The sequence below is a fragment of the Nocardia sp. NPDC003979 genome (assembly GCF_053605015.1).
In genome coordinates this window covers 1-26,066 of the sequence record NZ_JBSGIJ010000010.1, presented here as the reverse complement: position 1 = coordinate 26,066, position 26,066 = coordinate 1, and the positions used below count along the sequence as shown (strand labels likewise).

The window sequence follows — 26,066 nt, the reverse complement described above, 5'->3', positions numbered from 1 at the left end:
GCACCCGATGAAGAGTGTTGCGATCAGCGCGAATTCATTCCTACGCGCCCGCCGGTTCGTTCACCGACCCCGGCCGTGACACCGCGTGCGGTAGCACGGTGGACCGCGTACCACCGACGCGATATCCGGCACCACGATGGTGCTCGGGTAGCCGATCGCCGGCCCCGAAGAGGGCGTTGCGCAAGGTCCCCGGCTCGTATTCGGTGCGGTACACACCGCGTTCGCTCAACACCGGAACGACATGGTCCACGATGTCCTCGAACGTGCCCGGGGTGATGGCGTAGGCGAGGTTGAACCCGTCGAGATCGGTGTCGGCGACCCACTCCTGCAGCAGGTCGGCGACGGTTTCGCCGGAACCGGTGAACACCGGCCCCATGCCGCCGATACCGGCCCAGCGCCCGATGTCGCGCACCGTCCATTCGCGGCCGTCGTCGTCGAATTCCTGGAATGCCGCCACCGCGGACTGGATGGCGTTGCTGTGTACCTCACCGATCGGATCGTCGAGGTCGTATCGCGACAGGTCGATTCCCATCCAGCCCGACATGAACACCAGCCCGCCCTCGACGCTCGCATAGGACAGGTATTCCTCGTTTTTGGCCCGTGCCGCCTCGTCCGTCTCGTCGGTGATGATGGTGGCCAGCGCGTAGATCCTGGCCTCGTACCGCCCGCGCCCCGCCGCCTCCAAGGCGTCGCGAACCCTCGAAACGGTCTGGGCCAGTACGCGTTTGGAAGGGCCTGCGATGAAGATCGCCTCGGCGTTCTCGGCCGCGAACTGTACTCCGCGCGGCGAGGCGCCCGCCTGATAGATCACCGGCGTGCGCTGCGGTGACGGCTCCGACACGTGGATTCCGGGCACGGTGTAGTGCTTGCCATAGTGACCGATGTGGTGCACCTTCGCCGGGTCGGTGTAGATGCCGCGATCGGCATCGCGGATCACCGCGTCGTCCTCCCACGAGCCCTCCCAGAGCTTGTAAAGCACCTCGAGGTACTCGTCGGCCCGGTCGTAGCGTTCGTCGTGATCGAGCTGATCGGCGTCACCGAAATTCCTTGCCGCCGAAGGCAGATAGCCCGTCACCACATTCCAGCCGAGGCGCCCGCGCGTGAGGTGGTCGAGGGTCGACAAGCGGCGCGCGAACGGAAACGGATGCTCGAACCCGGTGCCGGTGGTGATGCCGAAGCCCAGATGCTCGGTCACCGCCGCCATCGCCGACACCAGCAGCAGCGGGTCGGCGACGGGTGTTTGCGCCCCTTGGCGTAGTGCGGCGGTGTCGTCGCCGCCGTACACGTCGTAGGTGCCGAGGACATCGGCGATGAAGATGCCGTCGAACCGTCCGCGTTCCAGGAGTTTCGCCAGCTTGGTCCAGTACCCGATATCGGAGTAGCGGTGGGACTGGTCCTGCGGATGACGCCACAGTCCCGGTGACTGGTGGGCCACGCAGTTCATGTCGAACGCGTTGAAGCGGATCGGCCTGCTCATCGCGTCACCTCCGTGCGGCGCTCGCCTGCGCTCCAACCGAACGGCAACTCGGTGCCGTTGAGCAGGTGGTCACCGACCGCGCGGGCTTTGAAGATCGCCGGATTGTGCACGGAGACGGTGCGCGCATTGCGCCAGTGCCGGTCCAGGCGCAGCTGTTCGGACACAATGGACGCGCCACCGAGCTCGAACAGCTGTGTCGTGGCGGCCAGGACGATATCGATCACCGCGAGTTGTGCTTGCGCGGCGGCCAATTCGGCGGCGGCGAGATCCCGGGGGTCCTTCGCCCCGGCGTCGAGGACCCGGTCGAGGATGTCCGCGACGGCCAGGACGGTCGCGCGCGCGGTGAATGCCGCCGCCGACAACTTTCCGATCACCTGCTGGACGAGGGGGTCCTCGCGCGGCAGGTCGGCCGAGGCGTGCGTGTAGGTGCGGGTGCGTGCGCTCACCCATTCCCTGGCGTCGCGCTCGGCGCGGGCGGCGATCCCGGCGAGCACCGCGAGCTGCACCAATTGCAGGTAGGCGGTGCCGTAGGTGGGACCCGCGACACCGTAGCCGGGCCCGAGGACGCGATCGGGCGCCACCACGACATCGGTGAACTCGGTGGTGCCGCTGGCGGTGAGCCGCTGCCCGAAACCGTCCCAGTCGTCGTGCTGCACCACCCCCTCGGCGTTCGCGTCGACCAGCACACCGAGGCGCTCACCGTCACGATCGGCGGCTACCAGGATGTGATCGGCGAACAGCGAACCGGTGCTGTAGTACTTCACCCCGTTCAGGAGCAGCCGGTCGCCGTCCTCGGCCAGCCGGGTGCGATACCGGTCGACGGCGCCCACCCCGGGTTCGGTGATCGCGTTACCGACCAGCGTCCCCGCGGCCACCGCCCGCAACCACCGCTCCCGCTGCGGACCGGGCTCGGCCAGCCGCTGATCCTCCACGAACGACCAGTGCACCCGCAGCGCCTGCGGCAGGTTCGATTCGGCGGCCGCCAGGTCGATGAGCAGCCGGAACAGCTGACGCACGCTCGCACCGTAGCCGCCGAACTCGACCGGTACCCGCAGGGCACCGAACCGGGCCTCCTTCAGCCAGGAGACCTCGTCGAACGGCAATCGCCGGTCGACCTCCCTGGCCACCGCACCGGCGGCGATCCGGTCGAAGATCGGGGCGAAGACGGCATCGAGCTCGGAATCTGTGATCGCGGACGCGGTGGAGGAAGTCATGCCGACACGATCGCGCAGCGGGCCGCCGGATTCACCGGTTGCGCGCAGGGGGATCGAAACGTCTCCCCGTCCCGGTGGGGGAGTGACGAGCACTACACCCCCGGCGGGCCCCTGGTGGCGCGACCGGGGGTTTGCTGCCTCTAGACTCGGAGGTGCGTCGCCGCCGTGCGGGAGAGTCCTGGGATCGCAAGAGTCCGGGCGCCGAAGGAGCAGCACCTCCCCGTCAATCTCTCAGGCAACAGGGACCGCGCGGTGATTCGACGCCTCTGGAAAGCGGTGGCATCCGGCTGCCCGCCCACGGGGAAAGGGGCACGGTTCCGACCGGCTACCGAATCTCTCAGGCGCACAGACAGAGGGGGAGGGCTGGTACCCGTCGGCCACGAGGCCGACCCGCCCGACCTGGAGCTGCCGTGACCCGTTCGTTCGCCGACCGCCACATCGGACCCGATTCCGACGAACTCGCCCGGATCCTCGCGACCATCGGCGTCGAGTCCGTCGACGCGCTCGCGACCACGGCGTTGCCCGCCACCATCCTCGACGAGTCCGGCCTCGCCGCGCTGCCCGCGCCCGCGAGCGAACACGAGGTACTCGCCGAGCTGGCCGGCCTGGCCCAGGCCAACACCGTCGCCACCTCGATGATCGGGCTCGGCTACTACGACACGCTCACCCCGCCCGTGCTGGTGCGCAACCTGCTCGAGAACCCCGCCTGGTACACCGCCTACACCCCGTACCAGCCCGAGATCAGCCAGGGCAGGCTCGAGGCGCTGCTCAATTTCCAGACCATGGTGTCGGACCTGACCGGCATGGACGTGGCCAACGCGTCGATGCTCGACGAGGCGACCGCCGCCGCCGAGGCGATGACGTTGCTGCGCCGCGCCGGCAAGTCCAAGTCGAACCGGCTGCTGCTCGACACCGACCTGTTCCCGCAGACCAAGACCATCATCGGCACCCGCGCCGAGCCGTTGGGCATCGAACTCGTCGAGGCCGACCTGTCCACCGGGGTGCTGCCCGAGGGCGACTTCTTCGGCGTGATCGTGCAGACCCCCGGCGCGTCGGGCCGCATCGTCGACTGGACCGAGGTGTTCGCCGCCGCCCACGAACGTGGCGCGCTGGTCGCCGCCGGTGCCGACCTGCTGGCGATGACCCTGATCACCCCGCCCGGCGAACAGGGCGCCGACGTGTGCTTCGGGACCACCCAGCGTTTCGGTGTGCCCATGGGCTTCGGCGGCCCGCACGCCGGGTACCTCGCCGTTCGCACCGCGTTCGCCCGTCAGCTGCCGGGCCGCCTGGTCGGTGTGTCGGTCGACGCCGACGGCGCCCCGGCCTACCGCCTGGCGTTGCAGACGCGTGAGCAGCACATCCGCCGCGAGAAGGCCACCTCCAACATCTGTACCGCCCAGGTGCTGCTGGCCATCGTCGCCGCCATGTACGCGAGCTACCACGGTGCCAACGGACTGCGGGCCATCGCGCGCCGGGTGCACGAGCACGCCGCCGCCGTCGCGACCGGTCTCGGCGGTGCGGTGGTGCACGGCGCCTTCTTCGACACGGTGCTCGCGCACGTGCCCGGTGGCGCGGAAGCCGTTGTCGCCAAGGCGAAGTCGAAAGGGATCAACCTGCGACTGGTCGACGCCGACCACGTCTCCATCGCCTGCGACGAAGCGACCACCGAAGCCCATGTCGCCGCCGTCGTCGAATCCTTCGGCACCGCACTGACTCCCGAGTCCGGCGCGGGCGCCGAACCGGTCGGCATCGAGACCCGCACCTCGGAGTACCTGACGCACCCGGCGTTCACCCGCCACCACACCGAGACCGCCATGCTGCGCTACCTGCGTTCGCTCTCGGACAAGGACATCGCCCTGGACCGCAGCATGATTCCGCTCGGTTCGTGCACCATGAAGCTCAACGCGACCGCCGAGATGGAGGCCATCACCTGGCCCGGTTTCGCCCGGCTGCACCCCTTCGCCCCCACCGAGGACTCGCCGGGCATCCGCAAGCTCGTCGCCGACCTCGAGCAGTGGCTGTGCGAGATCACCGGCTACGACGCGGTGAGCCTGCAGCCCAACGCCGGTAGCCAGGGTGAGTACGCGGGACTGCTCGCCATCCGCCGCTACCACCTGGACCGTGGCGACGACCACCGCGACACGTGCCTGATCCCGTCGAGCGCGCACGGCACCAACGCCGCCTCGGCGGCCATGGTCGGTATGCGGGTCGAGGTGGTGAAGTGCCGGGAGAACGGCGACATCGACCTCGACGACCTGCGCGCCAAGATCGCCGACCACGCCGAGCGGCTGGCCTGCATCATGATCACCTATCCGTCCACCCACGGCGTGTACGAGCACGAGGTCGCCGAGCTGTGCGCGCTGGTGCACGACGCGGGCGGCCAGGTGTACGTGGACGGTGCGAACCTGAATGCCCTTGTCGGACTTGCCCGTCCGGGCCGGTTCGGCGGCGACGTGAGCCACCTGAACCTGCACAAGACCTTCTGCATCCCGCACGGTGGTGGCGGTCCGGGCGTGGGCCCGGTGGCGGTGCGCTCGCACCTGGCGCAGTACCTGCCGGGTGATCCGCTCGAGAACGGTTCGCACGCGGTGTCGGCCGCCAACTACGGTTCGGCCTCGATTCTCCCGATCACCTGGGCCTACATCCGGATGATGGGTGCCGATGGCTTGCGCTCGGCCACGTTGACGGCCATCGCGTCGGCCAACTACATCGCCCGCCGTCTCGACGCTTACTTCCCGGTGCTCTACACCGGCGAGAACGGGATGGTCGCCCACGAGTGCATCCTGGATCTGCGCGAGATCACCAAGCAGACCGGTGTCACCGTCGACGATGTGGCAAAGCGCCTGGCGGACTACGGTTTCCACGCACCGACCATGAGTTTCCCGGTGGCGGGCACGCTCATGGTGGAGCCGACCGAGAGCGAGAATCTCGAGGAACTCGACGCCTTCATCGACGCCATGATCGCCATCCGCGGCGAGATCGACCAGGTCGCCGCAGGCGTCTGGCCCGTCACCGACAACCCGCTGCGCGGCGCACCGCACACCGCGGCCTGCCTCGTCGGCGAGTGGGACCACCCCTACAGCCGTGAAACCGCCGTCTACCCGCGCGGTGTGGGACACGCCCGGCCGAAGATCTGGCCTGCCGTGCGCCGCATCGATGGCGCGTTCGGCGACCGCAATCTCGTCTGCTCCTGCCCGCCGCTCGACGCGTACCAGGACTGATTCCCGCTGATTCGGGCCCCGCCGATGCTGTTCGGCGGGGCCCGGATTCGTTCACGGCCCGGAATTCGGGCACCCGGTGGGCTGCCCGGCGTGGCGACGGTCGGTACGGTGGCGGATGGGGCGGGATGTTCCCATGACCAGGAGGGGATCGAATCGTTGAGTATCGGCGAGATAGTGCGCGAGATCGAGGTAGCCGGAGCACCGTACGGGGTGACCATCGGACCCGACGGTGCGTTGTGGTTCACCTTGGTGACCCAGAGCGCCATCGGGCGGTATGCCAAGGGGCAGGTCGAGACCTTCGCTCTCGACCCCGTCGGCGGACAGCCCACGGTGATCGTGGCGGGGGACGATAACGCCTTGTGGTTCACCGAGTTCCACGGTGGCCGGCTGGGCCGGATCACCCTCGACGGCGCGGTGAGCAGTCTGACGATGGACGGGCCCTACGGTGTCTGCGCTGGGCCCGGCGGGATGTGGTTCACCGAATTGCAGGCAGGTCGGGTCGGCCGGATCGCGGGCGACGGTGGGATCGAGGGGGTCGCGGTCGACGGAATGCCGTCGATGATCACCGCGGGCTCCGACGGTGCGGTCTGGTTCACGGTGAACCAGGGCAATGCGATCGGCCGCATCGACACCGACCTCGCGGTGACACTGCACCCCCTGCCCACCCCTTCGGCGGCACCGGTCGGCATCGCCGCAGGCCCCGATGGTGCGGTGTGGTTCACCGAGATCGGCGTCGGCGCGATCGGCCGGATCGACCACGCGGGCACCGTCACCGAATACGCTCTGCCAGACCGTGATTCACGCCCGCACGCAATCGTCACGGGGCCCGACGGTGCGCTCTGGTTCACCGAATGGGCCAGCGGAAACCTCGGCCGGATCGACACCGACGGCAAGATCGACCACCTCACCCTTCCCGGCGCCGAACCGCACGGACTCACGGTGGATTCCACCGGCCACCTCTGGGTGGCCATGGAATCCGGTGCGCTGGTCGAGGTCGCACCATAGATGACGCGCGGGGACACTCCTTGTCACAGGACGCGGGGTGTCCCCGCGATGATCAATTCGTCGCGACCGTGGCGTCGGTGATTTCGACGAACTCCGCGTAGCGCCCGCCCGTTTCGATGAGTTCGGGGTGGGTGCCCTCCTCTACTACGCGACCCTTGTCGAGGAAGAGGACGCGGTCGGCGGTTCGGACTGTGCGCAGGCGGTGGGCGACGACGATGACGGTTCGCCCGGCCATCAGGCGTTCGATGCCCCGGTGGACGGCTGCTTCGTTGGCGGGGTCGAGGGCCGAGGTGACTTCGTCGAGCAGCACGATGGGTGCGTCCTTCAGGAGGGCGCGGGCGATCGAAACACGTTGGCGCTCACCGCCGGACAGCAGCGCGCCGCCCTCGCCGACGGCGGCCGCCCAGCCGCCGGGCCAACGGTCGACCACCTCGTCCAGCCCGGCCGCGGTCGCCGCCGCCCGCACCTCGGTGTCGGTGGCATCGGGGCGGCCGAGGCGGATGTTGTCCTCGATCGTGCCGTCGAACAGGTACACCTCCTGGAAGACGATGGCGATGGACGACATCAGAGTCGCGGTGTCGATGTCGCGCACGTCGACACCGCCGATGCGCACCGCGCCCGCGTCGACATCGTGGAATCGGGCGAGCAATTGGAGCACCGTGGATTTCCCGGCGCCGGAGGGCCCGACGATCGCGAACCGCTGACCCTGCGGCACCTGGAACGTCAGCCCGTCCAGCACGGTGTGACCGTCGCGCGCGAAGCCGACGGCATCGAACTCGAGATCGTGGCGGAGCGGTCGGATCGGATCGCGTGGCTCGGGAAGCGGTTCGGTACTCAGCAGTTCGTCCAGGCGGGTGAGCTGGGAGTGCGCGCTGCGCAGCTTGCCACCCAGATCGGCCAGTGACAACAACGGTTCGGCGCAACGGGCGGCGAGCACCAGGATCGCCAGCAGCTCGGCGGCGCCGATTCGGCCGCCGAGCGCGAGGTAGGCCCCGAGCGCGAGCACCACGGTGAACATGGTCTGGACGACGAGCGTGAGACCGACCATCCCCGGCAGCGCGGTTCGCACCGAGCGATGAGTGGCCCGCTGCAGCTCCTGCAGCGCATCATCGAGCAGACCGAACCGCTCGGTGCTTCGGCCACCCGCGCGCAGCACCGGCTGGGCCCGCAGGTATTCGATGACGCGGCCCGCCGCCTCGTGGTCTCGGGCGTGGCGTTCGGCATCGACGGCGGCCAGCGCACGGCTCGCCCGGATCTGCACTGCGGCCACCAGGGGGACGGCGATCAGCGCGGCCAGCCCGAGCCGCCAATCGAAGACCGCGATCACCACCACGATGGTCGCCGGCGTCAGTGTCGCGGTGATGAACGGGCTGAGCAGGTGCGCGATCACGCCCATCGCCTCGAGCACACCCCGGCTGGCCAGCACCGACACCTCACCGACCCGGTCGGGCCCGAACCACCCGACCGGCAACCGCGCGAGGTGGTCGCCGATGCGGTGATAGGTCCCGCGCAGCAGCGTGGTGCCCGACCGGAATCCCGACAGATCGCTGACATAACGCAGCACGGCGTACGCCGCGACCGCGCCCCCGAACCCGATCAGCCACGGCCAGGCCCGCGCGGGTTCGCTGCCGAACAGCTCACGCAACACGGGAACGAGCAGCAGGTAGGACAACCCTTCGAGCACGGCGGTGACACTCATCAACACCACGGTCCGGCGAACCGGACCCGCGTACTGACGACCGAGCACTCGTAACAGTGTGCGGATCATGACAGGTCGCTTCCTTGTTCGGCCCGCCAGAACGCGGCGAACGCGCCGCCCTCGGCCAGCAGCCGGGTGGGTGCGCCGCGCTCGATGATCACGCCGTCCCGCAGCAGGACGACGGTGTCGGCGTCGGCGATGGTTTCGTGTCGGTGGGCGATGACGAGCACCGTGCGGTCACCGCGCAGGTTCGCCATGGCTCGCCGCCATGCCCGCTCGGTCTGTGGGTCGGCGAAGGCGGTCGCCTCGTCGAGCACCAGTACCGGGGTGTCGGCCAATAGGGCACGGGCGAGCGAAAGCCGTTGTGCCTCACCTCCGGACAGCCCGGCCTGTTCGCCGAGAACGGTGTCGTACCCGTGCGGCAGGTCGAGGATCCGTTCGTGGATTCCGGCCAGCCGGGCTGCCTCGATCACCCGCTCGCGGTCGGCGTGTGGCACCGCGAGCGCGATATTATCGGCCACCGAGGCGCGCAGCAGTCGCACATCCTGGAAGACGAACGACACCGACCGGTAGAGCCGATCGCTGCCGATGTCGCGCAGATCGGCACCACCGAGGACGACGCTGCCGTGACTCGGGTCGAAGAATCGCAGAAGTAGTTGCGCCAGTGTCGATTTGCCGCTGCCCGACGGACCGATCAGCGCGGTGACGGTACCCGGCTCGAGCACCAGATCGATACCGCGCAGCACCTCCCGGTCGTCGTAGCCGAAGCGCACGTCCCGCAACTCGACCCTGTGCCCGCGCGGAGCCACGGGTCGCGCCGGTTCGGGCAGTGGCCGCACGGCGAGGACCTGGTTGATCCGGCCGATCGCGTGGCCGGCCGCCTGCAGATCGTCGAAACCGTGTTGCAGCGCCGCGACCGGCGCGGTCAGGCCGAGCCCGAGCAGCAGGAACGGCAGCAGATCGGCGGCGGCCAGCTCGCCACGGGTGAGCAGGAAGGTGCCGCCGCTCAGAATCACCAGCAGCACGAACGGCGGCGACAACGCCAGCTGCATCCCGGCCGCCACCGGAGCGAGACCGCGAACGAAACGCAGGAACGTATCGGCGAATTCGTCTGCGGCCGTGCGGAATCGCCGATGCGCCCGATCGCCACCGCCGAAGGCCTTGACCACCGCGATGCCCTGCACGAACTCCACCACCGCATCGGCGATGCGACCCATCGCGGCGTCGAACTCCCGCTGTTCGCGTTCCCTCGCCGGCAGCAGGAGCAGCGGCACGTGCAACAGTGCGAGCAGGACCGAGACGAGCGTGATGAGCGTGAGCCGCCAGTCCACCGTGCACAGATACGCCAGCGACACCAGCGGCACCACGAACGCCGACACCAGCTCACCGGGCGCGTGCGCGAGCACCGGATGCACCGCGCTCACGTCGTCGCCGACCACTTTGGCCAGCTCGCCGGTCCGGCGCCCCGAGAACCAGCCGATCGGCACGCGTCCCAGCTGTGCGGCGAGCTGCCGCCGAAACGCCAGCTGTACCCGGCCGTCGAGCACATGGCCGAGTCCTGCCGCTGTACCGGTGAACACCAGCCGCACCAGCAGACCGATCGCACCGATCGCCACCGCGAGCCACACCCGGTCGCGATCGACCGGCCCGGCCGACAACAGCACCCGGCCGACCTCGACCACCGCGAGCAGCGGCGCCAGTCCGGCCAGTGAGCCGATGACCTGCGCGATCATCACTACGGCGAAGCCGGGGACGTGGGGGCGGACCGATGTCGCAAGAGTCGGCGGCGGGGAATGCGTCACCGACTCCGCCTCGGGACGTTCGATTGTCATCGTCATCGCACACTCAATTCAGAAAGTCACTGTCTGTAGGCAGTGACTGTACGAGCGTCATTGCAGACAGTCAATGTCTGAATGAGAGTGACAGTCACCAGATAGTGGCTTGCTGATAACCTGGCCGCATGGCTGGACTACGCGAACGCTGGCGGCTCAACGCCATGCACACCGTTCAGGAACGCGCCCTCGACCTGTTCGACGCGAAGGGCTTCGCCGCGGTCACCATCGAGGAGATCGCCGCCGCGGCCGAGGTCTCGCCCTCGACGGTCTACCGGCTCTTCGGCACCAAGGAGGGCATCATCGTCGCCGACGAGTTCGACAACCTCAGCGACGAACAGCTGGCGAAGGTCGTCGACCCGCACGATCCGATCGGCAGCCTCATCCGGTCGGTCCGTGAATACGACACGGGCACGAACGAATCGGGCTCCGAACCCGGCCCGTGGCGGCGCAGCCTGCGCTATCACTTCACCGAACCCTCGGTTCGGCGCGCCGCCTACGCCTCGGCCGACCGCACCAGCCAGCGGCTGTCACCGCTGCTCGCCTCGACCGGCCGCTTCACCCAGGCGCAGGCCACGGTGGCGACCAACGCGCTCATCTTCGGCTACCTCGCCGCGCTCGAACAGTGGTTCCTCGACGGCGGCGACCTCCCCGTCGCCGCCTATGTGGACGAGGCGCTCGACCCTTTACGGGCCGTCTGGGGCGACTGACTACGGAGTGGTCAGCGCCTTGACCACGGCCGTTCCGAAGCCGAGATCGTTGCTGGTCGGCATCCGGGTGTAGGTGCCGCCCGTCTGTGCGGACAACTCCTGCAAGGTCTGGGTGCCTTCGCCGCCGACCACGATGATGTCCACCCGCACCGGCTTGCCGGACTGGTTGGCCGCCGCGATCTGGGCGAGCAGGTCGGCGCCGGTCAGCGAGGAATCGTCGTCCGGTCCGTCGGTGATGAGCAGAATCGAATTGGTGCGGCCGGGGGAGTAGTTCGCCACCGCCGCCCGGTAGGCGGCGAGCAGACTCGGATACGCCTGGTCGGTACTCACCGTGCTCGGCTTCAGTGAGGTGACCGCCGATCCCACGGCATTGCGCTGGCTGTCGGTGAGCAGACCGGTGGCCACGTTCACCTGGTAGGGGTTGGTTCCGTCGAGGTTCTTGCCGAACGTCCACAGGCCGAGCCCGAAGTCGGGCGGCATCACCTGCAGGGTCGAGGCGAGCGCGGCGCCCGACGTGGCGAGGCGAGTCATCGAGCCGTCGGTGGTGCCCATGGACGACGAAACATCGAGCAGCACAGTGGCATTCACGCCGAGCACCGGGTTGTCGATGGTGGCGCGCACCTTCTCGAGCGCCGCCTTCCCCGGATTGGCGGGCGCCGAACCGATGGCCGGGCCGAAACCGTCGGCGGCGAAAGCGGCCGCCTGCTCGGGAGCCCGCAGGAAATCGATGAAGCGCGAGGCGATGAGGTTCTGGATCTTGTCGACCCACGGACCCGACAGCACCGCCGCCGGATAGTCGGCCAGCGGCGCGGTGACCGCCGGACGGAACGCGGTGAGCCCACCGGTCCCCAGTTGCTGAGCGGTAGCGGCCACCGCGTGGATATCGTTCGCGGCCGGATCCGCGCTGATCGCGGCCATCGCCGTGGTCAGGTCGGCGGGTTTCTCGGCAGCGGCGGCCAGACCGGAAATGGCGGCCACCACCTGCCCGGATGCGGCGGCCTGCTCGGTGAGCGGTTCGGTGCCCGACACCGCCGACCCGATCGCGGCGGCGGCCGCGGTGGTCGCGTCACCCGGGGGCAGCGCCATCCGCAGTCCACCCCAGCCGTTCAAGCCGATCTCGTCGAGCGAGCCCTGCTGCAATCGGGGCAGGTCGGCCCAGGTGATCTGGTGCTGCTCGAGTGCCTGGCGCAGCGGATCGGGCACCGCGAGCACGATGGGGCTCGTCGCGATGGACGCCGGGGTGCCCTCGATCAGACCGGGCACCCGGACCAGCTCGATCGAACGACTCGAGTCGGCGATCCACAGCCCGGGCTTCGGACCGAGGCCCGGTTCCCAGGTGCTGGTGTCGGCCAGCGCGCCGACGAGCGCCGCCGACGGCCGGGCCGTCACCTCGACGCGCGCGCAGTGGTCACGCACGCGCGGCTTTGTCGCGTTGAACCGTTCCGCGGCCGCGCGCACCGGACCGGCCACGGCCGGGTCGACGGTGACATCGAGGGCGGCGGGCCCCTCCACACATTCCGCCGCCGCGGCCACATCGGATTCGGCGGCACGATCGCGCAGCTGGAACCAGGCGAACACGGCCACGAGTACGAGCACGAGCACCGATGCCGCGATAACCGGACCTTTGCTGATACGTCGAGATCTGGTCCCGCTGCGATGTGTACCCACGCGGCAAGTTTAAGGACTCGTTGCCGGGGCGGCGCACCGCGCATCCCCCGGCGCATCGTCGCAGCTCACAGCCGGAGGCCGGGCGTCGTGGTCGACGCCCGGCCCCCGGTCGGTCATTCGCGGATCACGCGGCCGCGGTCGTATTCACGACCACCCCACACCCCGGACTGGCCGGTGCGCGCCGCGTACTCGGTGCACCCCGCGAGCAACGGGCAACCGGCGCAGATGCGGCGGGCGTAGTCGAAATCCTGCGACGGGTACGGAAACCACGCCTCGTGGTTGGGGTCGCCCCGGCAGGCGGCGCGATGCCACCGCCCGGAATCGGACAGGGTGAGCAGGTCGGTCAATGCGGTGGTCACGGCGCGTACTCCTTCCAGATCCGGCGCTGTGTGCTGGCGAGGGGGTCGGGTGCCTTGGGCTCCCACAGCAACCGCATCCCCGCCTCTTCGGGGGTGCGGTCGGCCTTGGTCGTATTGCAGGGTGCGCAGCAGGCCACGAGGTTGCCCCAGGTGTTGGGGCCGCCCCGGCTGCGCGGGCGAATGTGGTCGACGGTGGCCGCCCAGTTCGCGCAGTAGCCGCAGCGGTGCTTGTCGCGGCGCAGCACACCGGCCAGGGTGGCGCGGCTGTCCTCGCCGATCGGTCGCACATGCGCCAGGTACACGTAGCGCAGCAACCGAATCGTCTCCGGCAACGCCACCTCGAGCCGCTGCGAGCGGATCGGGAAACGCGGCACCCGGTCGATGACGGATTCGGCGGCACCGCTGAGCAGCAGTGTCACCGCCCGATCGGCGGTGATTTCGTCGAGCGCCTCGTAGCTGGCGTTGAGCACCAGCACGCGGCTGTGTATCCAGTTGTCGGCGGCGGGAGCCGTCGGGACGACGGCATGACGAATCATCATCGGAATCACCATGTTTCGAAGAAGCGAGCGGAAGGGAGAGGTGGGGAGCGCTCAGTGCGCGATGGGGAGACGACCGGCTTCGCGCATCTCGGCGCTGCGATGTCCGGTGCTCTGATATCCGGGCTTCGAATCATGCTGTCGTACAGCTGGTTTCATGGTCGTCTCCTCCTCTCTACGTGCTCTGCCGGTCTCGCCTGACGCGATACACCGTCGTGAGAATCATGGTGACACATTGTGTCCGGAATGTCGGTTCATTTATTTTCGGTCGGCGACAGCGCATCCCACCGGTGCCCAGGGTGATTCCGGCGTGGCTGTGCTGCCGACGCGTGCGAGCTGGGCCGCCGCCCACACGGCGAACCCGGCCAGGGCGTAGAGCGCGCCGAACAGGCAGGACGCCCACCATCCCCACACGGTGTAAGCCCAGGTCGTGGTGACCGCGCCGAGCGCGGAGCCCAGTGCGTAGAAGGCCATGTAGGCACCGATGACGCTGCCCGCGCGGTCGGGATGTGCGGTGGTCAGCACATGCTGACTGCTCACGTGCACAGCCTGGACGGCGAAATCGAGCAGAACGATGCCGACGAGCAGTATCGCTGTCCCGGTCCGCGCGATGAACAACCAGGACACGGCCAGCACCAGCAGGGCCGAGCCGGTGACCCGCTGCGCGTGACCGGCATCGGCCCACCGCCCGGCCCGGCCCGCGCCGAGGGCGCCCGCGAGACCGAACAACCCGAACAGCCCGATCTCGGTCGTGCCCAACGACCAGGGATGCGCGGCGAGGGGCAGCGCGAGGCCGCTCCACAACGATCCGAAGGACGCGAAGACGAAGAAGGTGATCGAGCCCCGGCTCAGAAACAGCCGGTCCGCGGTCACCAGCCGTCCCGTGGACCGCAGCACCTGGGTGTACCGATCGTCGCGGGCTCTGACGTCCGGACTCAAAACCTTCCGGGTGAGGACGGCGAGCGTCGCGCAGAGCACCGCGAGCGCAGCATAGGCCGCCCGCCAGCTGAGCGTGTCACCCAGCAGACCCGCGACGACACGGACGCCGAGGATGCCGATCACCACACCGGAGGTGACGGCGCCGATATTGCGGCCCCGTTCACCGGGCACGGAAACAGCAGCGACGTACGCCACGGTCACCTGGACGACGACCGCGAACACCCCGGCGACCGCGAGCCCGCCGACCGCGACGACACCGGTGGGCGCGACGGCGGTGATCGCGGCCCCGACCGAGGTGAGCGCGAGCATGCCGCCGATGAGCCGACGGCGGTTCACCAGGTCACCGAGCGGGACCAGCAGAATCAGCCCGGCGAAATACCCGATCTGCCCGGCGGCGATCAGGACGCCCGACGACTGCGGCGACAGCCCCAATTCGGCACCCGCCACGGCGAGAACCGGCTGGATCGCGTAGATCGTGGAGACCGCCGCGGCGCACACCGCCGCCAGCATCACCAGTTGTGCTCGCGTCAGTCGTGTACCCACCGGACCTCCAAAGAGTAGCAAAATGAAACCAAATCAACGGTAGGCAATAATGGTTTCGAATTGCAACCTATTTGGAGGTGGCCCATGGCTCCGACGGTCCGTGTCGACCGCGAATGGACCGATGCCACCTGCCCGGTGGCGCGAACTGTCGACCTGGTGGGTGATCGGTGGAGTCTGCTCATCGTGCGGGACGCCATGGAAGGGCCGGCGTCGTTCACCGAGTTGCGGCAGCGGCTCGGGATCGCGCGCAACATCCTCGCCGACCGCCTCCGCCGACTCGTCGACGACGGCATCCTCGGCACCAGCGCGACCGCGAGCGGCAAACGGTACGTCTACGAGTTGACGCCGGCGGGGCGGGACCTGTTCACCGTCGTCGTCGCGCTGCGGCAGTGGGGGGAGAGTCATGCCTTCGCCGACGACGAGCCCCGCTCGAGGCTCGTGGACCGCGACGGCCGGCCACTCGCCGAACTACGCCCGCGCGATCGGGCAGGCGCGGTCGTCACCGCCGCCACCACCGAAGTGCGGCGAGTGGACTGCGGGTGAACTACTTCCGGTCGGCAGCCACCAGTTCTGCGCACCGCTCGCCGACCAGCATGACGGTGATATTCGGGTTCACCGTGGTGTGGGCCGGGAACACCGAGGCGTCGGCCACGCGCAGGCCCGCGACACCCTTCACCCGCAGTTCGGGGTCGAGCGGGCTCATCGGGTCGTCGGGTGCGCCCATCCGCACGGTGCCGACCGGGTGGTAGACGGTGTTGTGGGTACGGCGGATGTAGTCGGCCAGTTCGGCATCGGTCTGAACTTGTGGGCCCGGGTACAGCTCTTGCTCGATCCACTCCGAAAGCACTGGGGCGGAAGCGATCTCGCGAGCCTTGCGCAGGCCCGCGATCATCACCCGCATGTCGTGGCCCTCGGCATCGGTGAAGTAGCGCGGGTCCACTCGAGGCTTGTCGCGGAAGTCGCGCGAGCGCAACCGCACGGTGCCGCGCGAGCGGGCGTGGGTGACATTGGGAGTGAGGCAGAAGGTGTTCTCGGCCGTCGGGTAACCCTGGCGCAGCGTATGCATGTCGAAGGGGACGCTGCCGTAGTGCATCATCAGGTCGGGCCGGTCGAGCCCGTCGACGGTGGTGGTGAAGATGCCCGCCTCCCACCATTGCGTCGAACTGCGCACCATCGGCTGTTTCGTCTCGAACCCGATCACCCCCTCGGGGTGGTCCTGTAGGTGCGCACCGACGCCGGGGGAGTCGACCACGACGTCGATTCCGTTCTCGCGCAGGTGATCCGCCGGACCTATACCCGAGAGCATCAGCAGCTTCGGCGAGTCGATGGCCCCGGCCGAGACGATCACCTCCCGCTCGGCGGCGACTCGGGTCGCGCGGCCGAAGGCGTTGTCGGTGTACTCCACACCGACCGCGCGCCCGTCCTCGATGAGGATCCGCTTGGCCCACGCACCCGTCCGGATGGTGAGATTCGGCCGGTCCAGAATCGGGTGCAGGTAGCTCACCGACGACGAGGAACGGGTGCCGTCGGTGCGGCTGTTGATCTGGAAGAAGTTGGCGCCGTTGACAACCGTGCGATCGGCATTGAACTCCGCACGCGGAATCCCGACCTCCGCGCAGGCGTCGAGCACCGCCACACCGCAGGGGTCGTTCGGTGGCACCGTCATGATGTTCACCGGCCCGCTGCGACCGTGGTGCTCGCCGGGAGCATCGTTGGTTTCGATCCGGCTGTAGAGCCGGTACACCGAGTCCGCGCCCCAACCGGTGGCCCCGTGCTCGCGTTCCCAGCTGTCCAGGTCTTCGCGCGGCGCCCAGAACGCGATGCAGCTGTTGTGCGACGAACAGCCACCGAGCACCTTGGCCCTGGCATGGCGCATGAACGAATTGCCGTTCTCCTGCGGCTCGATCGGGTAGTCCCAGTCGTAGCCGGATTCCAGCAGTTCCATCCAGCGATCCAGGCGAAGGATCGCCGGATCGTCGACATCGGACGGACCCGCCTCGAGCAAGCACACCGTCACCGACGGATCCTCCGAGAGGCGAGCGGCCACCGCAGCGCCCGCCGAACCGGCGCCGACGATCACGTAGTCGTAGGAATTCACCGCTGGTCCTCCCGCAGCTCGAACCAGCCGGTGACCCCCGGCCGGAGGTTCTCGTACACGTGCTTGGCCTCGCGATACTCGTGCAACCCGGAGGGACCGAGTTCACGGCCGACACCGGACCGGCCGAACCCGCCCCACTCCGCCTGTGGCAGATACGGCCCGAAGTCGTTGACCCACACCGTGCCCGCGCGCACCCGGGCCGCCACCCGCCGCGCCCGCGCCGAATCGCTGGACCACACCGCGCCCGCCAGGCCGTATTCGGTGTCGTTGGCGATGGAGATCGCCTCTTCCTCGGTCGTGAACGTCTCCACCGTGACCGTCGGGCCGAACGCCTCGTCGTGCACACAGGCCATCGTGCGGTTCGCCCGGTCGATGACGGTCGGCAGATAGAACCAGCCGTTGTCGAGATTGCCCGAGCCCTGGTCACCGACGGCGAAGGTACCGCCGGTACGGACATCGGCCCCGTCCGCCCGGGCCTGCTCCACGTAGGCGTGCACCTTGTCGCGATGCGCCGAGGAGATCAGCGGACCCGTCTCGGTGCCGTCGGCGAACGGCAGGCCGAGGCGGATCTGGCGGGCACGGCGGACGAGTTCGTCGACGAACCGGTCGTGCGCCGACTCCTCGATCACCAACCGCGCCCCGGCCGAACACACCTGGCCGGAGTGCAGGAACGCCGCGTTGAGGGCGTTGTCGACACAGGCGCGGAGGCGCTCGTCGGTGTCACAGGCATCGGCGAAGATGATGTTCGGGTTCTTGCCGCCCAGCTCGAGGGCCACCTTCTTCACCGTCGCAGCCGCCTCGCGGGCGATGACGCGGCCCGTGGACAGTCCGCCGGTGAACGAGACGAGGTCCACGTCCGGATGGGCCGACAGCGGAGCGCCCGCGGTCGGACCGGCGCCGAGGACGAGATTGGCCACGCCCGGCGGCACCCCGAGGTCGTCGAGGACGGTCATCAGCAGGATCGCGGTGTGCGGGGTGAGTTCGGCGGGCTTGAGGACGAAGGTGTTGCCCGCGGCCAGCGCCGGTGCCACCTTCCAGGCGGCCTGCAGCAGCGGATAGTTCCACGGCGTGATGAGCCCGCACACCCCGACCGGTTCGTAGACGATGCGCGAATCGATGTCGGCGCTGCCCGCGTCGACCACCCGGCCCGCGTCCTCGGCGGCGAGCTTGCCGAAGTACCGGAAGCAGTTCTCGATATCGGTCATGTCGATCTCGGATTCGTAGGGCCGTTTGCCCGTGTCCAAAGTCTCGGCGCCCACGAACTGTTCGCGTCTGCCCTCGATCGCGTCGGCGATGTCGAGCAGCAGATCGCCACGTTCACCGGCCGTGGTGGTGCGCCATGGTCCGTCGTCGAAGGCGCGCCGGGCGGCGGCGATCGCGGCCTCGGTGTCCTCCGCGCCCGCCTCGGCGACGGTGCCGACCACGGAATCGTCCGCCGGACAGCGGATCTCGCGGGTCAGACCGGACGCGGCCGCGCGCCAGGTGCCATCGATATAGAGGGTCTGGCTCATGGTTGTCCCTTCACGATTCGTCGGTGTCGACGGCTTCGGGTTCGTGGTGATCGGTGGCGGAGCGGCGCAGGTAGAGATAACCGAGATGACGTTCGTACTGGTCGAGGATGTCGCCGATCACCTGCTCACGGCTGTACCCGTTGAGGGCGTACCCCTGCGAGCCCTCGGCCAGATACACCTCGCAGCGGAAATAGCGGTCACCGGAGCGCTGGGCCAGCACCGCGTACGACGGCGCGGGCGCCGAGACCGGCCACACACCGTATTCGAACCCGGTCTCGGTGCCCTGATCGACGATCAGCCGCGGATACGGCAGCCCCTCGTGGGTGCCCGATTCGTCGATGTGCGCGGTGAGCCCCATCCTGGCCAGCTCCTCGGAAACCTCACGCATGGCCGGAATCACGGTGTTGTTCAAGAACTTCCGGGTCGAGGCCGGGCCGGGGTAGTGGACGGTGGCCAGCAGCCTGCGCCGCCAGCTGCCGTGCTCACTCGGTCCGCGCCCGGCCGCGATGGCATTGGGCAGCGCCGCCCGGTAGCTGTCGATCTTGAACGACTCGTTGCGCACCGCGCGCAGCATGGCGATCCCGATCAGAGCCAGCACGAACGAGAACGGCAGGCCCATGATGATCGTCGCGTTCTGCAGGGTGATGATCGAGCCGCTCGCCCCCGCGAACAGCATCGACAGCGTGAGCAGGCCGATCGCGGCCGACCAGAAGATCCGCGTGCCACGCGCGCAATCCGCCATCGGGTCGGGCAGTTTCGAGGTGAAATTGCCCATCACGAGCGAACCGGAATCGGCGCTGGTCACGTAGAACAGCAGCCCGGTGATGGTGGCTATACCGAGCAGGAAGGTGGCGCCGGGGTACCGCTCGAGCAGGGAGTAGAAGCCCAGTTCGGCTCGGGCCGCGGTCTGTTCGGCGAACTGCTGATCATCGCGCGCCACCTGCAACGCGCTGTTGCCGAACACCGAGATCCACAGCAGGGTGAAGCTGAACGGCACGACGAGCACACCGAAGATGAACTGGCGCAGGGTGCGCCCGCGCGAGATACGTGCCAGGAACAGCCCGACGAACGGCGCCCATGCCACCCACCACGCCCAGAAGAACAGCGTCCAGCTGTCCAGCCACGTCGACGGCTGATTCGCCGTCTCCGGATTGCGTTCCCAGGCAAAGGTGTTCAGCGTGCGGTCCAGGAATGTCGACAGGTAGTCGCCCGCGTTCTGGGTGAGCCCGTTGAGCAGGAACGACGTGCGACCGGCCACCAGGATGTAGATCAGCAGGGCGATGGCCATGATGACGTTGAGTTCGGACAAGCGCCGGATGCCCTTGTCGACCCCGGTGGTCGCGGAGATGGTGGTGATGGCCACCGACAACGCGATCAAACCGATCTGGGCCGCCTTGCCCTGCGGGACGCCGAACAGTTCGTGCAGACCGTAGTTGAGCTGGACGATGCCGATGCCGAGCGAGGTGGCGATTCCGAAGATGGTGCCGAGCACCGCGGCCACATCGATGGCGTCACCCCAGCGCCCGTGCACGCGTTTGCCGAAGATCGGGTAGAGGGCGGCGCGGATCGTCAGCGGTAGGTTGTGCCGGAACGCGAAGTACGCCAGCGCCCCGCCCATCAGCGCGTACATCGCCCACCCGGTGATGCCGTAATGGAAGATCGTCCAGGTGACCGCTTCGCGGGCGGTGTGATCGGTCTGGGCCGGCCCCTCCGGCGGGTGCAGGTAGTTGTAGACCGGTTCGGCCACGGAGAAGAACATCAGGTCGATGCCGATACCCGCCGCGAACAGCATCGACGTCCAGGAGAACAGGCTGTACTCCGGGCGCGACTCCTCCGGACCCAGGCGGTACCGACCGTAGCGGCCCGCGCCGAGGAACACGACGAGCCCGAGGATCACGGTGGCGAGCACGAAATACCACCAGCCGAACCAGGTGGAGATGAAGGTCTTCACCTCGCCGACGACGCTTTCGGCGCTCTCCGGTGAGGCCAGCGCCCAGACCGCGAAAGCCAGCACGAGCCCCGCGGCGGTGAGGAACACGGGCTTGTTCACCGAACGCTTGTCGGCCACCGGGTGCAACGGCACCTGCGTCGCCCCGACAGGTGTGCTGTTGTCGCCGGGATTGCTGGGGGCGCCCATGCGACGAAGGCTAGTTCGTCCACCTCGTCCTTTCGTGGACATCCGGTGGTTGCTGCGCTCGTGTTCGAGCGTGCGCGAGGGTCGCGAGGGGGGAACCTACAATCGAGAGGTGGTTCGCCACGCCCAGCCGTCGGCCCCCGACGATTCGGCGTGGCGGAATGCGTGACGCCCGCCGGGCGTTCCACCCACACGCGATGTCGCATGTACCCACGGGTAACATGACATCGACTTTTTCCAGCCGGTTTTCAACCGAAGTGAGGCAGTAGATGACAGAGCGGATTCAGGTCGGCGGGCTCCAGGTGGCGAGCGTTCTCCACGATTTCATCGAGAACGAGGCGCTTCCCGGTACCGGCGTAGATTCCGCCGCGTTCTGGGCAGGCGCCGAACAGGTCATCAACGACCTCGCCCCGCGCAACCGTGCCCTGCTGGCCGAACGCGACGAGATCCAGGGCAAGCTCGACGCCTGGCACCAGGAGAGCCCCGGCGCGAACTACGACAAGGGCGCCTACAAGCAGTTCCTCACCGAGATCGGGTACCTACGCCCCGAACCCGCGCCGTTCCAGATCGGCACCGGCAACGTCGACGCCGAGATCGCCACCACCGCCGGCCCGCAGCTGGTGGTTCCGGTGATGAACGCGCGTTTCGCGATCAACGCCGCCAACGCGCGCTGGGGTTCGCTCTACGACGCGCTCTACGGCACCGACGCCATCTCCGAGGCCAACGGCGCCGAGAAGGGCACCGGCTACAACCGCGTGCGCGGCGACAAGGTCATCGAATGGGGCCGCAACTTCCTCGACGACGCCGTCACCCTGATCACCGGTTCGCACATCGGTTCGTCGTACTACAAGATCGTCGACGGCGAGCTCGAGGTCGGCCTGGAAGACGGCACCGACATCGGCCTGGCCGATCCCTCCCAGCTGGTCGGCTACCTCGGTGACCCCGAGGCCCCCACCTCAGTGCTGCTCAAGCACAACGGTCTGCACATCGAGATCCAGATCGATCCGAATTCGCCCATCGGCTCCACCGACACCGCCGGTGTCAAGGACATCGTGCTCGAGTCGGCGCTCACCACGATCATGGACTTCGAGGACTCGGTCGCCGCGGTCGACGCCGACGACAAGGTCGTCTGCTACCGCAACTGGCTCGGTCTGATGAAGGGCACCCTCGCCGAGGAGGTCACCAAGAACGGCAAGACCTTCACCCGCACCATGAACCCCGACCGCGTGTTCACCGCGCTCGACGGTTCCGAGCTGGTGCTGCACGGTCGTTCGCTGCTGTTCGTGCGCAACGTCGGCCACCTGATGACCTCCGACGCCATCATCGACGCCGAGGGCAACGAGGTGCCCGAGGGCATCATGGACGGCCTGATCACCTCGCTGATCGCCGTGCACTCGCTCAACGGCACCGCCGAGCTGGCCAACACCCGCACCGGCTCGGTCTACATCGTGAAGCCGAAGATGCACGGCCCCGACGAGGCCGCGTTCACCAACGAACTGTTCGGCCGCATCGAGGACGTCCTCGGCCTGACCCGCAACACCCTCAAGGTCGGCATCATGGACGAGGAGCGCCGCACCACGGTCAACCTCGCCGCGTCGATCGAGGCCGCCAAGGACCGCGTGGTGTTCATCAACACCGGCTTCCTGGACCGCACCGGCGACGAGATCCACACCTCCATGGAGGCCGGGCCGATGGTCCGCAAGGCCGAGATGAAGACCCAGACCTGGATCACCTCCTACGAGGACTGGAACGTCGACACCGGCCTGGCCAAGGGCCTGCCCGGCAAGGCGCAGATCGGCAAGGGCATGTGGGCCATGCCCGACCTGATGGCAGGCATGCTCGAGCAGAAGATCGGCCACCCCAAGGCAGGCGCCAACACCGCGTGGGTGCCCTCGCCGACCGCTGCCACCCTGCACGCCACCCACTACCACCAGGTGGACGTGTTCAAGCGGCAGTCCGAGATCGCCAAGGGCGGCCCCCGCGCCACGGTCGACCAGATCCTGGAGATCCCGCTGGCCCAGTCCACCGACTGGTCCGACGAGGAGAAGCGCCAGGAGCTCGACAACAACTCCCAGGGCATCTTGGGCTACGTCGTGCGCTGGATCGACCACGGTGTCGGCTGCTCCAAGGTTCCCGACATCAACGACATCGGCCTGATGGAAGACCGTGCCACCCTGCGCATCTCGAGCCAGTTGGTCGCCAACTGGCTGCGCCACGGCATCGTCTCCGAAGCCGACGTGATCGCCAGCCTCGAGCGCATGGCCCCCGTCGTCGACCGCCAGAACTCGGGCGACAAGAACTACCGCCCGATGGCGCCGAACTTCGACGACTCCATCGCGTTCCAGGCCGCCAAGGAACTGGTCCTGGAAGGCACCAAGCAGCCCAACGGCTACACCGAGCCGATCCTGCACCGGCGTCGTCGTGAGTTCAAGGCTGCGCAGAAGTAGTGATGGCGAGTGATTGAAAAGTAGCTCGTAGCAGCACTTTTCGTTCGAGGCCCCGCATCGGAGAATCCGATGCGGGGCCTCCGTCGTCAGCGGCGATCACCTCGGATACCGGCGTATCACGCTCAAAACGGTCACAGAAACGGTCACTCGATCAGCGTCCTGGCATCGTCCATACGGCGCTGTTCACCAGCGCATTCGCATCGCCCCTTTGACGCTCATATTGGCGTGATTCGGCGCGGTCTTGTGGGGCCGGTGTGCTCGGCCGGACCGATCCATGGTCGCACCGATAAGTTCGGGAGCAGTTTCTTTGAGGACTGCAGCACGAACAGCTCGCTCCGACCAGCAGAGACATCTGCACAGATGGCCTGCCTGTATCGTCGGCGCGGACCGGGGTAGTTGCCTCGTTGTGAATCCTCTTCCGTTCGGCAGATCACGAATGACCACCGTGTCCTGACCGTTGCCTGATCGGCCTGTTCCAGTAGTCAGGCGCGGAACGGCTCGCTGGTAGATCGAAAGTCGCCTGATCGAAAGTTACCTGGTAGCAGTACTTTCGAAGAGGCCCCGCACCGAGAACCCTGGGCGAGGCCTCTTCTCGAGATCATTTGTACCGCTGTCGGCATGTCGGAATGTGTGCGATGCCGAGGTATCGGTTTCAGGTGAGTTCGGCTGCCATGTTCGGGGGGAACGTGGCAGCATCGCTCGGCAACGTGGCGATCCTCGGAGTGGCTGTCATTTCATGGTGATGTCGACGCCCGGTGCGGCGTCGGTGAGGACCGAGTCGGCGGCCAGCACCGCACGACCACTCTTCTTGCGCGAGCGCAACCGCTTCTCGAGGGCAGTGGCCAGGGAGCTCAGTGCCATGTTGAGCGAGATCATGATCAGCGCGACGATGATCAGTACGGGGATCGTGTTCTGTAGTGCCGCGCCTTCTTGCTGGCCGGAGCGGACCAGTTCCACGTAGGTGATCTGGTAGCCGAGGGCGGTGTCCTTGAGCACGACGACCATCTGCGAGACCAGGGCCGGGAGCATGGCGGTGACGGCCTGGGGGAGCAGGATCAGCCGCATCAGCTGGTTCTTGCGCAGCCCCACTGCCACGGCGGCTTCGGTTTGGCCTCGGGGCAGTGACGTGATGCCTGCCCGCACGATTTCAGCGATGACCGCGGAGTTGTAGATGATCAACGCGATGACCACCGCTGCGAGGGCGAGCTGCTCGGAGGGGAACAGGTTGTAGTCGCCGAAGGCAGCGAACAGGAAGATCATCAGGATCAGGACCGGAATGGCCCGGGCGAACTCGACGATCGTGCCTGCCACCCACCGCACCCATGCGTGGTCGGACAGGCGAAGGATGCCGAAGATCATGCCGAACACGAGCGAGCCGATGATGGAGATGATCGCTGCGGTGAGCGTGCCCTGCAGGCCGGGCAGCAGGTAGGTTTCCCAGATCTCGGCCTCGAGAAACGGTTTCCATTTGACGGCGGTGAACTGGTCTTTCTCGGCGAAGGCGGCGAAGAGCCACCAGCCTGCCGCTACGACCGAGATGACGACCAGCACGGTGTAGAGGTGGTGCCGCAGTCGCGCGTGCGGGCCGGGAGCGTCGAAGAGAACCGAAGCGTCGCTCATCGTTTGACCTCGTATCGTCGTGCCAGCCAGCCAAATACGAGCCCGGTCGGCAAAGTGAGTACCACGAAACCGAGCGCGAAGATCGCGCCGACCGCCAGGACAGCGGCTTCGTTCTCGTTCATCGCGCCCATCAGGTAGGCGGCCTCGGCCACGCCGATGACGGAGGCGACCGTTGAATTCTTGGTGAGTGCGATCAGCACGCTGCCCAGTGGCGCGATAACGGCCCGGAAAGCCTGGGGAAGCACGACCAAGCGCAGGTTCTGTGCGAATCCGAAGCCGAGCGAGCGACCTGCTTCGGATTGCCCGAGGGCGACGGTGTTGATGCCCGAGCGCAGCGACTCGCAGACGAAGGCCGCGGTGTAGGCGCTGAGCCCGACGATCGCCCAGCGAAAGTTGTTCTCGCGCAGGTCGTCACCGGCCAGCTCCCAGCCGAGGGTGGTGTAGAGACCGAGCGAGGTGAACACGATGATCAGGGTGAGCGGGCTGTTGCGGAATACCGACACATATGCCGCGCCGACCCAGCGGGCGACGGGAACGGGGGAGACGCGCATTCCGGCGACGAGGGTGCCGACGACGAGCGCGCCGACAGCGGAGTAGAAGGTGAGTTCGATTGTTACCCGGAACGCGTCGAGGATTTGGTTGTCGTACCTCGAGATCAGGTCGAACACGGCGTCAGTTCCGTTCGACGGTCGGGGGCGCAGGCACCGCGAAGCCGGTCCCGGCGAAATTCTTCTCCTGGGCGGCCTTCCACGAACCGTCGGCGATCATCGCCTCGATCGCGTCGTTGACCTTGCCGCGAAGCTCGGCATCGCCCTTCTGCACACCGATGCCGTATTTCTCGGTGGTGAAGGTCTTGTTCACCAGCTTGAAGGTGCCCGGTGACTGGGCCGCGTAACCGGCCAGGATCACGTTGTCGGTCGTGACCGCGTCGATGGCACCGCCGCGCATCGCCTCGATACACAGCGAGTACGTGTCGTAGGTCTGCAGCTGGGCCTGCGGGTAGTTCTTCTCGATGTTCTGGGCCGGGGTGGAGCCCTTCACCGAGCAGACCTT

18 protein-coding genes, 1 pseudogene and 1 riboswitch are annotated in these 26,066 nt (G+C 67.9%); of the genes and pseudogenes, 5 read left to right on the top strand and 14 right to left on the bottom strand.

Annotated elements, in window-relative coordinates; translation table 11 throughout:
• Positions 1-40: 40 nt before the first annotated feature.
• Together ACWEVR_RS20925 and ACWEVR_RS20920 are read right to left on the bottom strand one after the other, a co-directional pair.
• Positions 41-1,477, bottom strand: coding sequence for an LLM class flavin-dependent oxidoreductase (locus ACWEVR_RS20925; RefSeq protein ID WP_452468327.1), 1,437 nt, complete (start codon positions 1,475-1,477; stop codon positions 41-43).
• Positions 1,474-2,691 (bottom strand): acyl-CoA dehydrogenase family protein, encoded by a 1,218-nt coding sequence (locus ACWEVR_RS20920; RefSeq protein ID WP_452468326.1) that lies wholly within the window; start codon positions 2,689-2,691, stop codon positions 1,474-1,476. Before ACWEVR_RS20920 ends, ACWEVR_RS20925 begins: the two co-directional genes overlap by 4 nt.
• Before the next feature lie 158 nt (positions 2,692-2,849).
• Positions 2,850-2,949, top strand: a riboswitch (glycine riboswitch).
• 152 nt (positions 2,950-3,101) lie between these two features.
• Here ACWEVR_RS20920 and gcvP point away from each other — a divergent pair.
• Together gcvP and ACWEVR_RS20910 are read left to right on the top strand one after the other, a co-directional pair.
• Positions 3,102-5,912, top strand: coding sequence for an aminomethyl-transferring glycine dehydrogenase (gene gcvP / locus ACWEVR_RS20915; RefSeq protein ID WP_452468325.1), 2,811 nt, complete (start codon positions 3,102-3,104; stop codon positions 5,910-5,912).
• 156 nt (positions 5,913-6,068) lie between these two features.
• Positions 6,069-6,917 carry a Vgb family protein gene (locus ACWEVR_RS20910; RefSeq protein ID WP_452468324.1) on the top strand — a complete coding sequence of 283 codons (849 nt, stop codon included), beginning with the start codon at positions 6,069-6,071 and terminating at the stop codon, positions 6,915-6,917.
• A 52-nt stretch (positions 6,918-6,969) separates the two neighbouring features.
• On the opposite strand, the gene ACWEVR_RS20905 is transcribed toward ACWEVR_RS20910, so the two are convergent.
• Positions 6,970-8,685, bottom strand: coding sequence for an ABC transporter ATP-binding protein (locus ACWEVR_RS20905; protein ID WP_452468323.1), 1,716 nt, complete (start codon positions 8,683-8,685; stop codon positions 6,970-6,972).
• Positions 8,682-10,454 (bottom strand): ABC transporter ATP-binding protein, encoded by a 1,773-nt coding sequence (locus ACWEVR_RS20900; protein WP_452468322.1) that lies wholly within the window; start codon positions 10,452-10,454, stop codon positions 8,682-8,684. The genes ACWEVR_RS20905 and ACWEVR_RS20900 overlap by 4 nt, the downstream gene beginning before the upstream one ends.
• Positions 10,455-10,576: 122 nt before the next feature.
• Between ACWEVR_RS20900 and ACWEVR_RS20895 the strand changes: the two genes are divergently transcribed.
• Positions 10,577-11,158 carry a TetR/AcrR family transcriptional regulator gene (locus ACWEVR_RS20895; protein ID WP_452468321.1) on the top strand — a complete coding sequence of 194 codons (582 nt, stop codon included), beginning with the start codon at positions 10,577-10,579 and terminating at the stop codon, positions 11,156-11,158.
• Here the strand turns inward: ACWEVR_RS20895 and ACWEVR_RS20890 are convergent, their stop codons facing one another.
• The 4 genes from ACWEVR_RS20890 to ACWEVR_RS20875 form a co-directional block, all read right to left on the bottom strand.
• The gene (locus ACWEVR_RS20890; protein WP_452468320.1) at positions 11,159-12,826 is read right to left on the bottom strand and encodes a substrate-binding domain-containing protein; all 1,668 of its coding nucleotides are present in this window, start codon (positions 12,824-12,826) and stop codon (positions 11,159-11,161) included.
• A 113-nt stretch (positions 12,827-12,939) separates the two neighbouring features.
• Positions 12,940-13,185 carry a WhiB family transcriptional regulator gene (locus ACWEVR_RS20885; protein ID WP_067488664.1) on the bottom strand — a complete coding sequence of 82 codons (246 nt, stop codon included), beginning with the start codon at positions 13,183-13,185 and terminating at the stop codon, positions 12,940-12,942.
• A complete protein-coding gene (locus ACWEVR_RS20880; protein WP_067640037.1) occupies positions 13,182-13,724 on the bottom strand; it encodes an HNH endonuclease in 543 nt (180 codons plus the stop codon). Before ACWEVR_RS20880 ends, ACWEVR_RS20885 begins: the two co-directional genes overlap by 4 nt.
• A 255-nt stretch (positions 13,725-13,979) precedes the next feature.
• Entirely contained in the window at positions 13,980-15,203 is a 1,224-nt protein-coding gene (locus tag ACWEVR_RS20875; protein ID WP_452468319.1) for an MFS transporter, read from the bottom strand.
• Between the two features lie 84 nt (positions 15,204-15,287).
• Between ACWEVR_RS20875 and ACWEVR_RS20870 the strand changes: the two genes are divergently transcribed.
• Positions 15,288-15,746 (top strand): winged helix-turn-helix transcriptional regulator, encoded by a 459-nt coding sequence (locus ACWEVR_RS20870; RefSeq protein WP_452468318.1) that lies wholly within the window; start codon positions 15,288-15,290, stop codon positions 15,744-15,746.
• Position 15,747: 1 nt separating this feature from the next.
• On the opposite strand, the gene ACWEVR_RS20865 is transcribed toward ACWEVR_RS20870, so the two are convergent.
• From ACWEVR_RS20865 to betT, 3 genes are read right to left on the bottom strand one after another with little or no spacing between them, the layout of a single operon-like run.
• On the bottom strand, positions 15,748-17,301 hold the full coding sequence (locus tag ACWEVR_RS20865) for a GMC family oxidoreductase (protein WP_452468317.1): 1,554 nt from the start codon (positions 17,299-17,301) through the stop codon (positions 15,748-15,750).
• Positions 17,298-18,812 carry an aldehyde dehydrogenase family protein gene (locus tag ACWEVR_RS20860; RefSeq protein ID WP_452468316.1) on the bottom strand — a complete coding sequence of 505 codons (1,515 nt, stop codon included), beginning with the start codon at positions 18,810-18,812 and terminating at the stop codon, positions 17,298-17,300. Before ACWEVR_RS20860 ends, ACWEVR_RS20865 begins: the two co-directional genes overlap by 4 nt.
• Before the next feature lie 10 nt (positions 18,813-18,822).
• Positions 18,823-20,949, bottom strand: coding sequence for a choline BCCT transporter BetT (betT, locus tag ACWEVR_RS20855; protein ID WP_452468315.1), 2,127 nt, complete (start codon positions 20,947-20,949; stop codon positions 18,823-18,825).
• 266 nt (positions 20,950-21,215) lie between these two features.
• Here betT and ACWEVR_RS20850 point away from each other — a divergent pair, with 266 nt between their 5' ends.
• A complete protein-coding gene (locus ACWEVR_RS20850) occupies positions 21,216-23,393 on the top strand; it encodes a malate synthase G (RefSeq protein WP_452468314.1) in 2,178 nt (725 codons plus the stop codon).
• A 729-nt stretch (positions 23,394-24,122) separates the two neighbouring features.
• Here the strand turns inward: ACWEVR_RS20850 and ACWEVR_RS20845 are convergent.
• The 3 genes and pseudogenes from ACWEVR_RS20845 to ACWEVR_RS20835 form a co-directional block, all read right to left on the bottom strand.
• Entirely contained in the window at positions 24,123-25,013 is an 891-nt protein-coding gene (locus ACWEVR_RS20845; protein ID WP_452468313.1) for an amino acid ABC transporter permease, read from the bottom strand.
• A complete protein-coding gene (locus tag ACWEVR_RS20840) occupies positions 25,010-25,681 on the bottom strand; it encodes an amino acid ABC transporter permease (protein WP_452468312.1) in 672 nt (223 codons plus the stop codon). The genes ACWEVR_RS20845 and ACWEVR_RS20840 overlap by 4 nt, the downstream gene beginning before the upstream one ends.
• Before the next feature lie 4 nt (positions 25,682-25,685).
• Positions 25,686-26,066 (bottom strand): annotated as a pseudogene (locus ACWEVR_RS20835) (glutamate-binding protein); the annotation flags it as partial.

Bases quoted from the DNA above. Each gene is read 5' to 3' on its own strand.
- betT (WP_452468315.1), bottom strand. From the start codon at position 20,949: ATGGGCGCCCCCAGCAATCCCGGCGACAACAGCACACCTGTCGGGGCG.
- ACWEVR_RS20895 (WP_452468321.1), top strand. From the start codon at position 10,577: ATGGCTGGACTACGCGAACGCTGGCGGCTCAACGCCATGCACACCGTT.
- ACWEVR_RS20870 (WP_452468318.1), top strand. From the start codon at position 15,288: ATGGCTCCGACGGTCCGTGTCGACCGCGAATGGACCGATGCCACCTGC.
- ACWEVR_RS20900 (WP_452468322.1), bottom strand. From the start codon at position 10,454: ATGACGATGACAATCGAACGTCCCGAGGCGGAGTCGGTGACGCATTCC.
- ACWEVR_RS20845 (WP_452468313.1), bottom strand. From the start codon at position 25,013: ATGAGCGACGCTTCGGTTCTCTTCGACGCTCCCGGCCCGCACGCGCGA.
- ACWEVR_RS20905 (WP_452468323.1), bottom strand. From the start codon at position 8,685: ATGATCCGCACACTGTTACGAGTGCTCGGTCGTCAGTACGCGGGTCCG.
- ACWEVR_RS20850 (WP_452468314.1), top strand. From the start codon at position 21,216: ATGACAGAGCGGATTCAGGTCGGCGGGCTCCAGGTGGCGAGCGTTCTC.
- ACWEVR_RS20860 (WP_452468316.1), bottom strand. From the start codon at position 18,812: ATGAGCCAGACCCTCTATATCGATGGCACCTGGCGCGCGGCCGCGTCC.
- ACWEVR_RS20925 (WP_452468327.1), bottom strand. From the start codon at position 1,477: ATGAGCAGGCCGATCCGCTTCAACGCGTTCGACATGAACTGCGTGGCC.
- ACWEVR_RS20920 (WP_452468326.1), bottom strand. From the start codon at position 2,691: ATGACTTCCTCCACCGCGTCCGCGATCACAGATTCCGAGCTCGATGCC.
- ACWEVR_RS20880 (WP_067640037.1), bottom strand. From the start codon at position 13,724: ATGATGATTCGTCATGCCGTCGTCCCGACGGCTCCCGCCGCCGACAAC.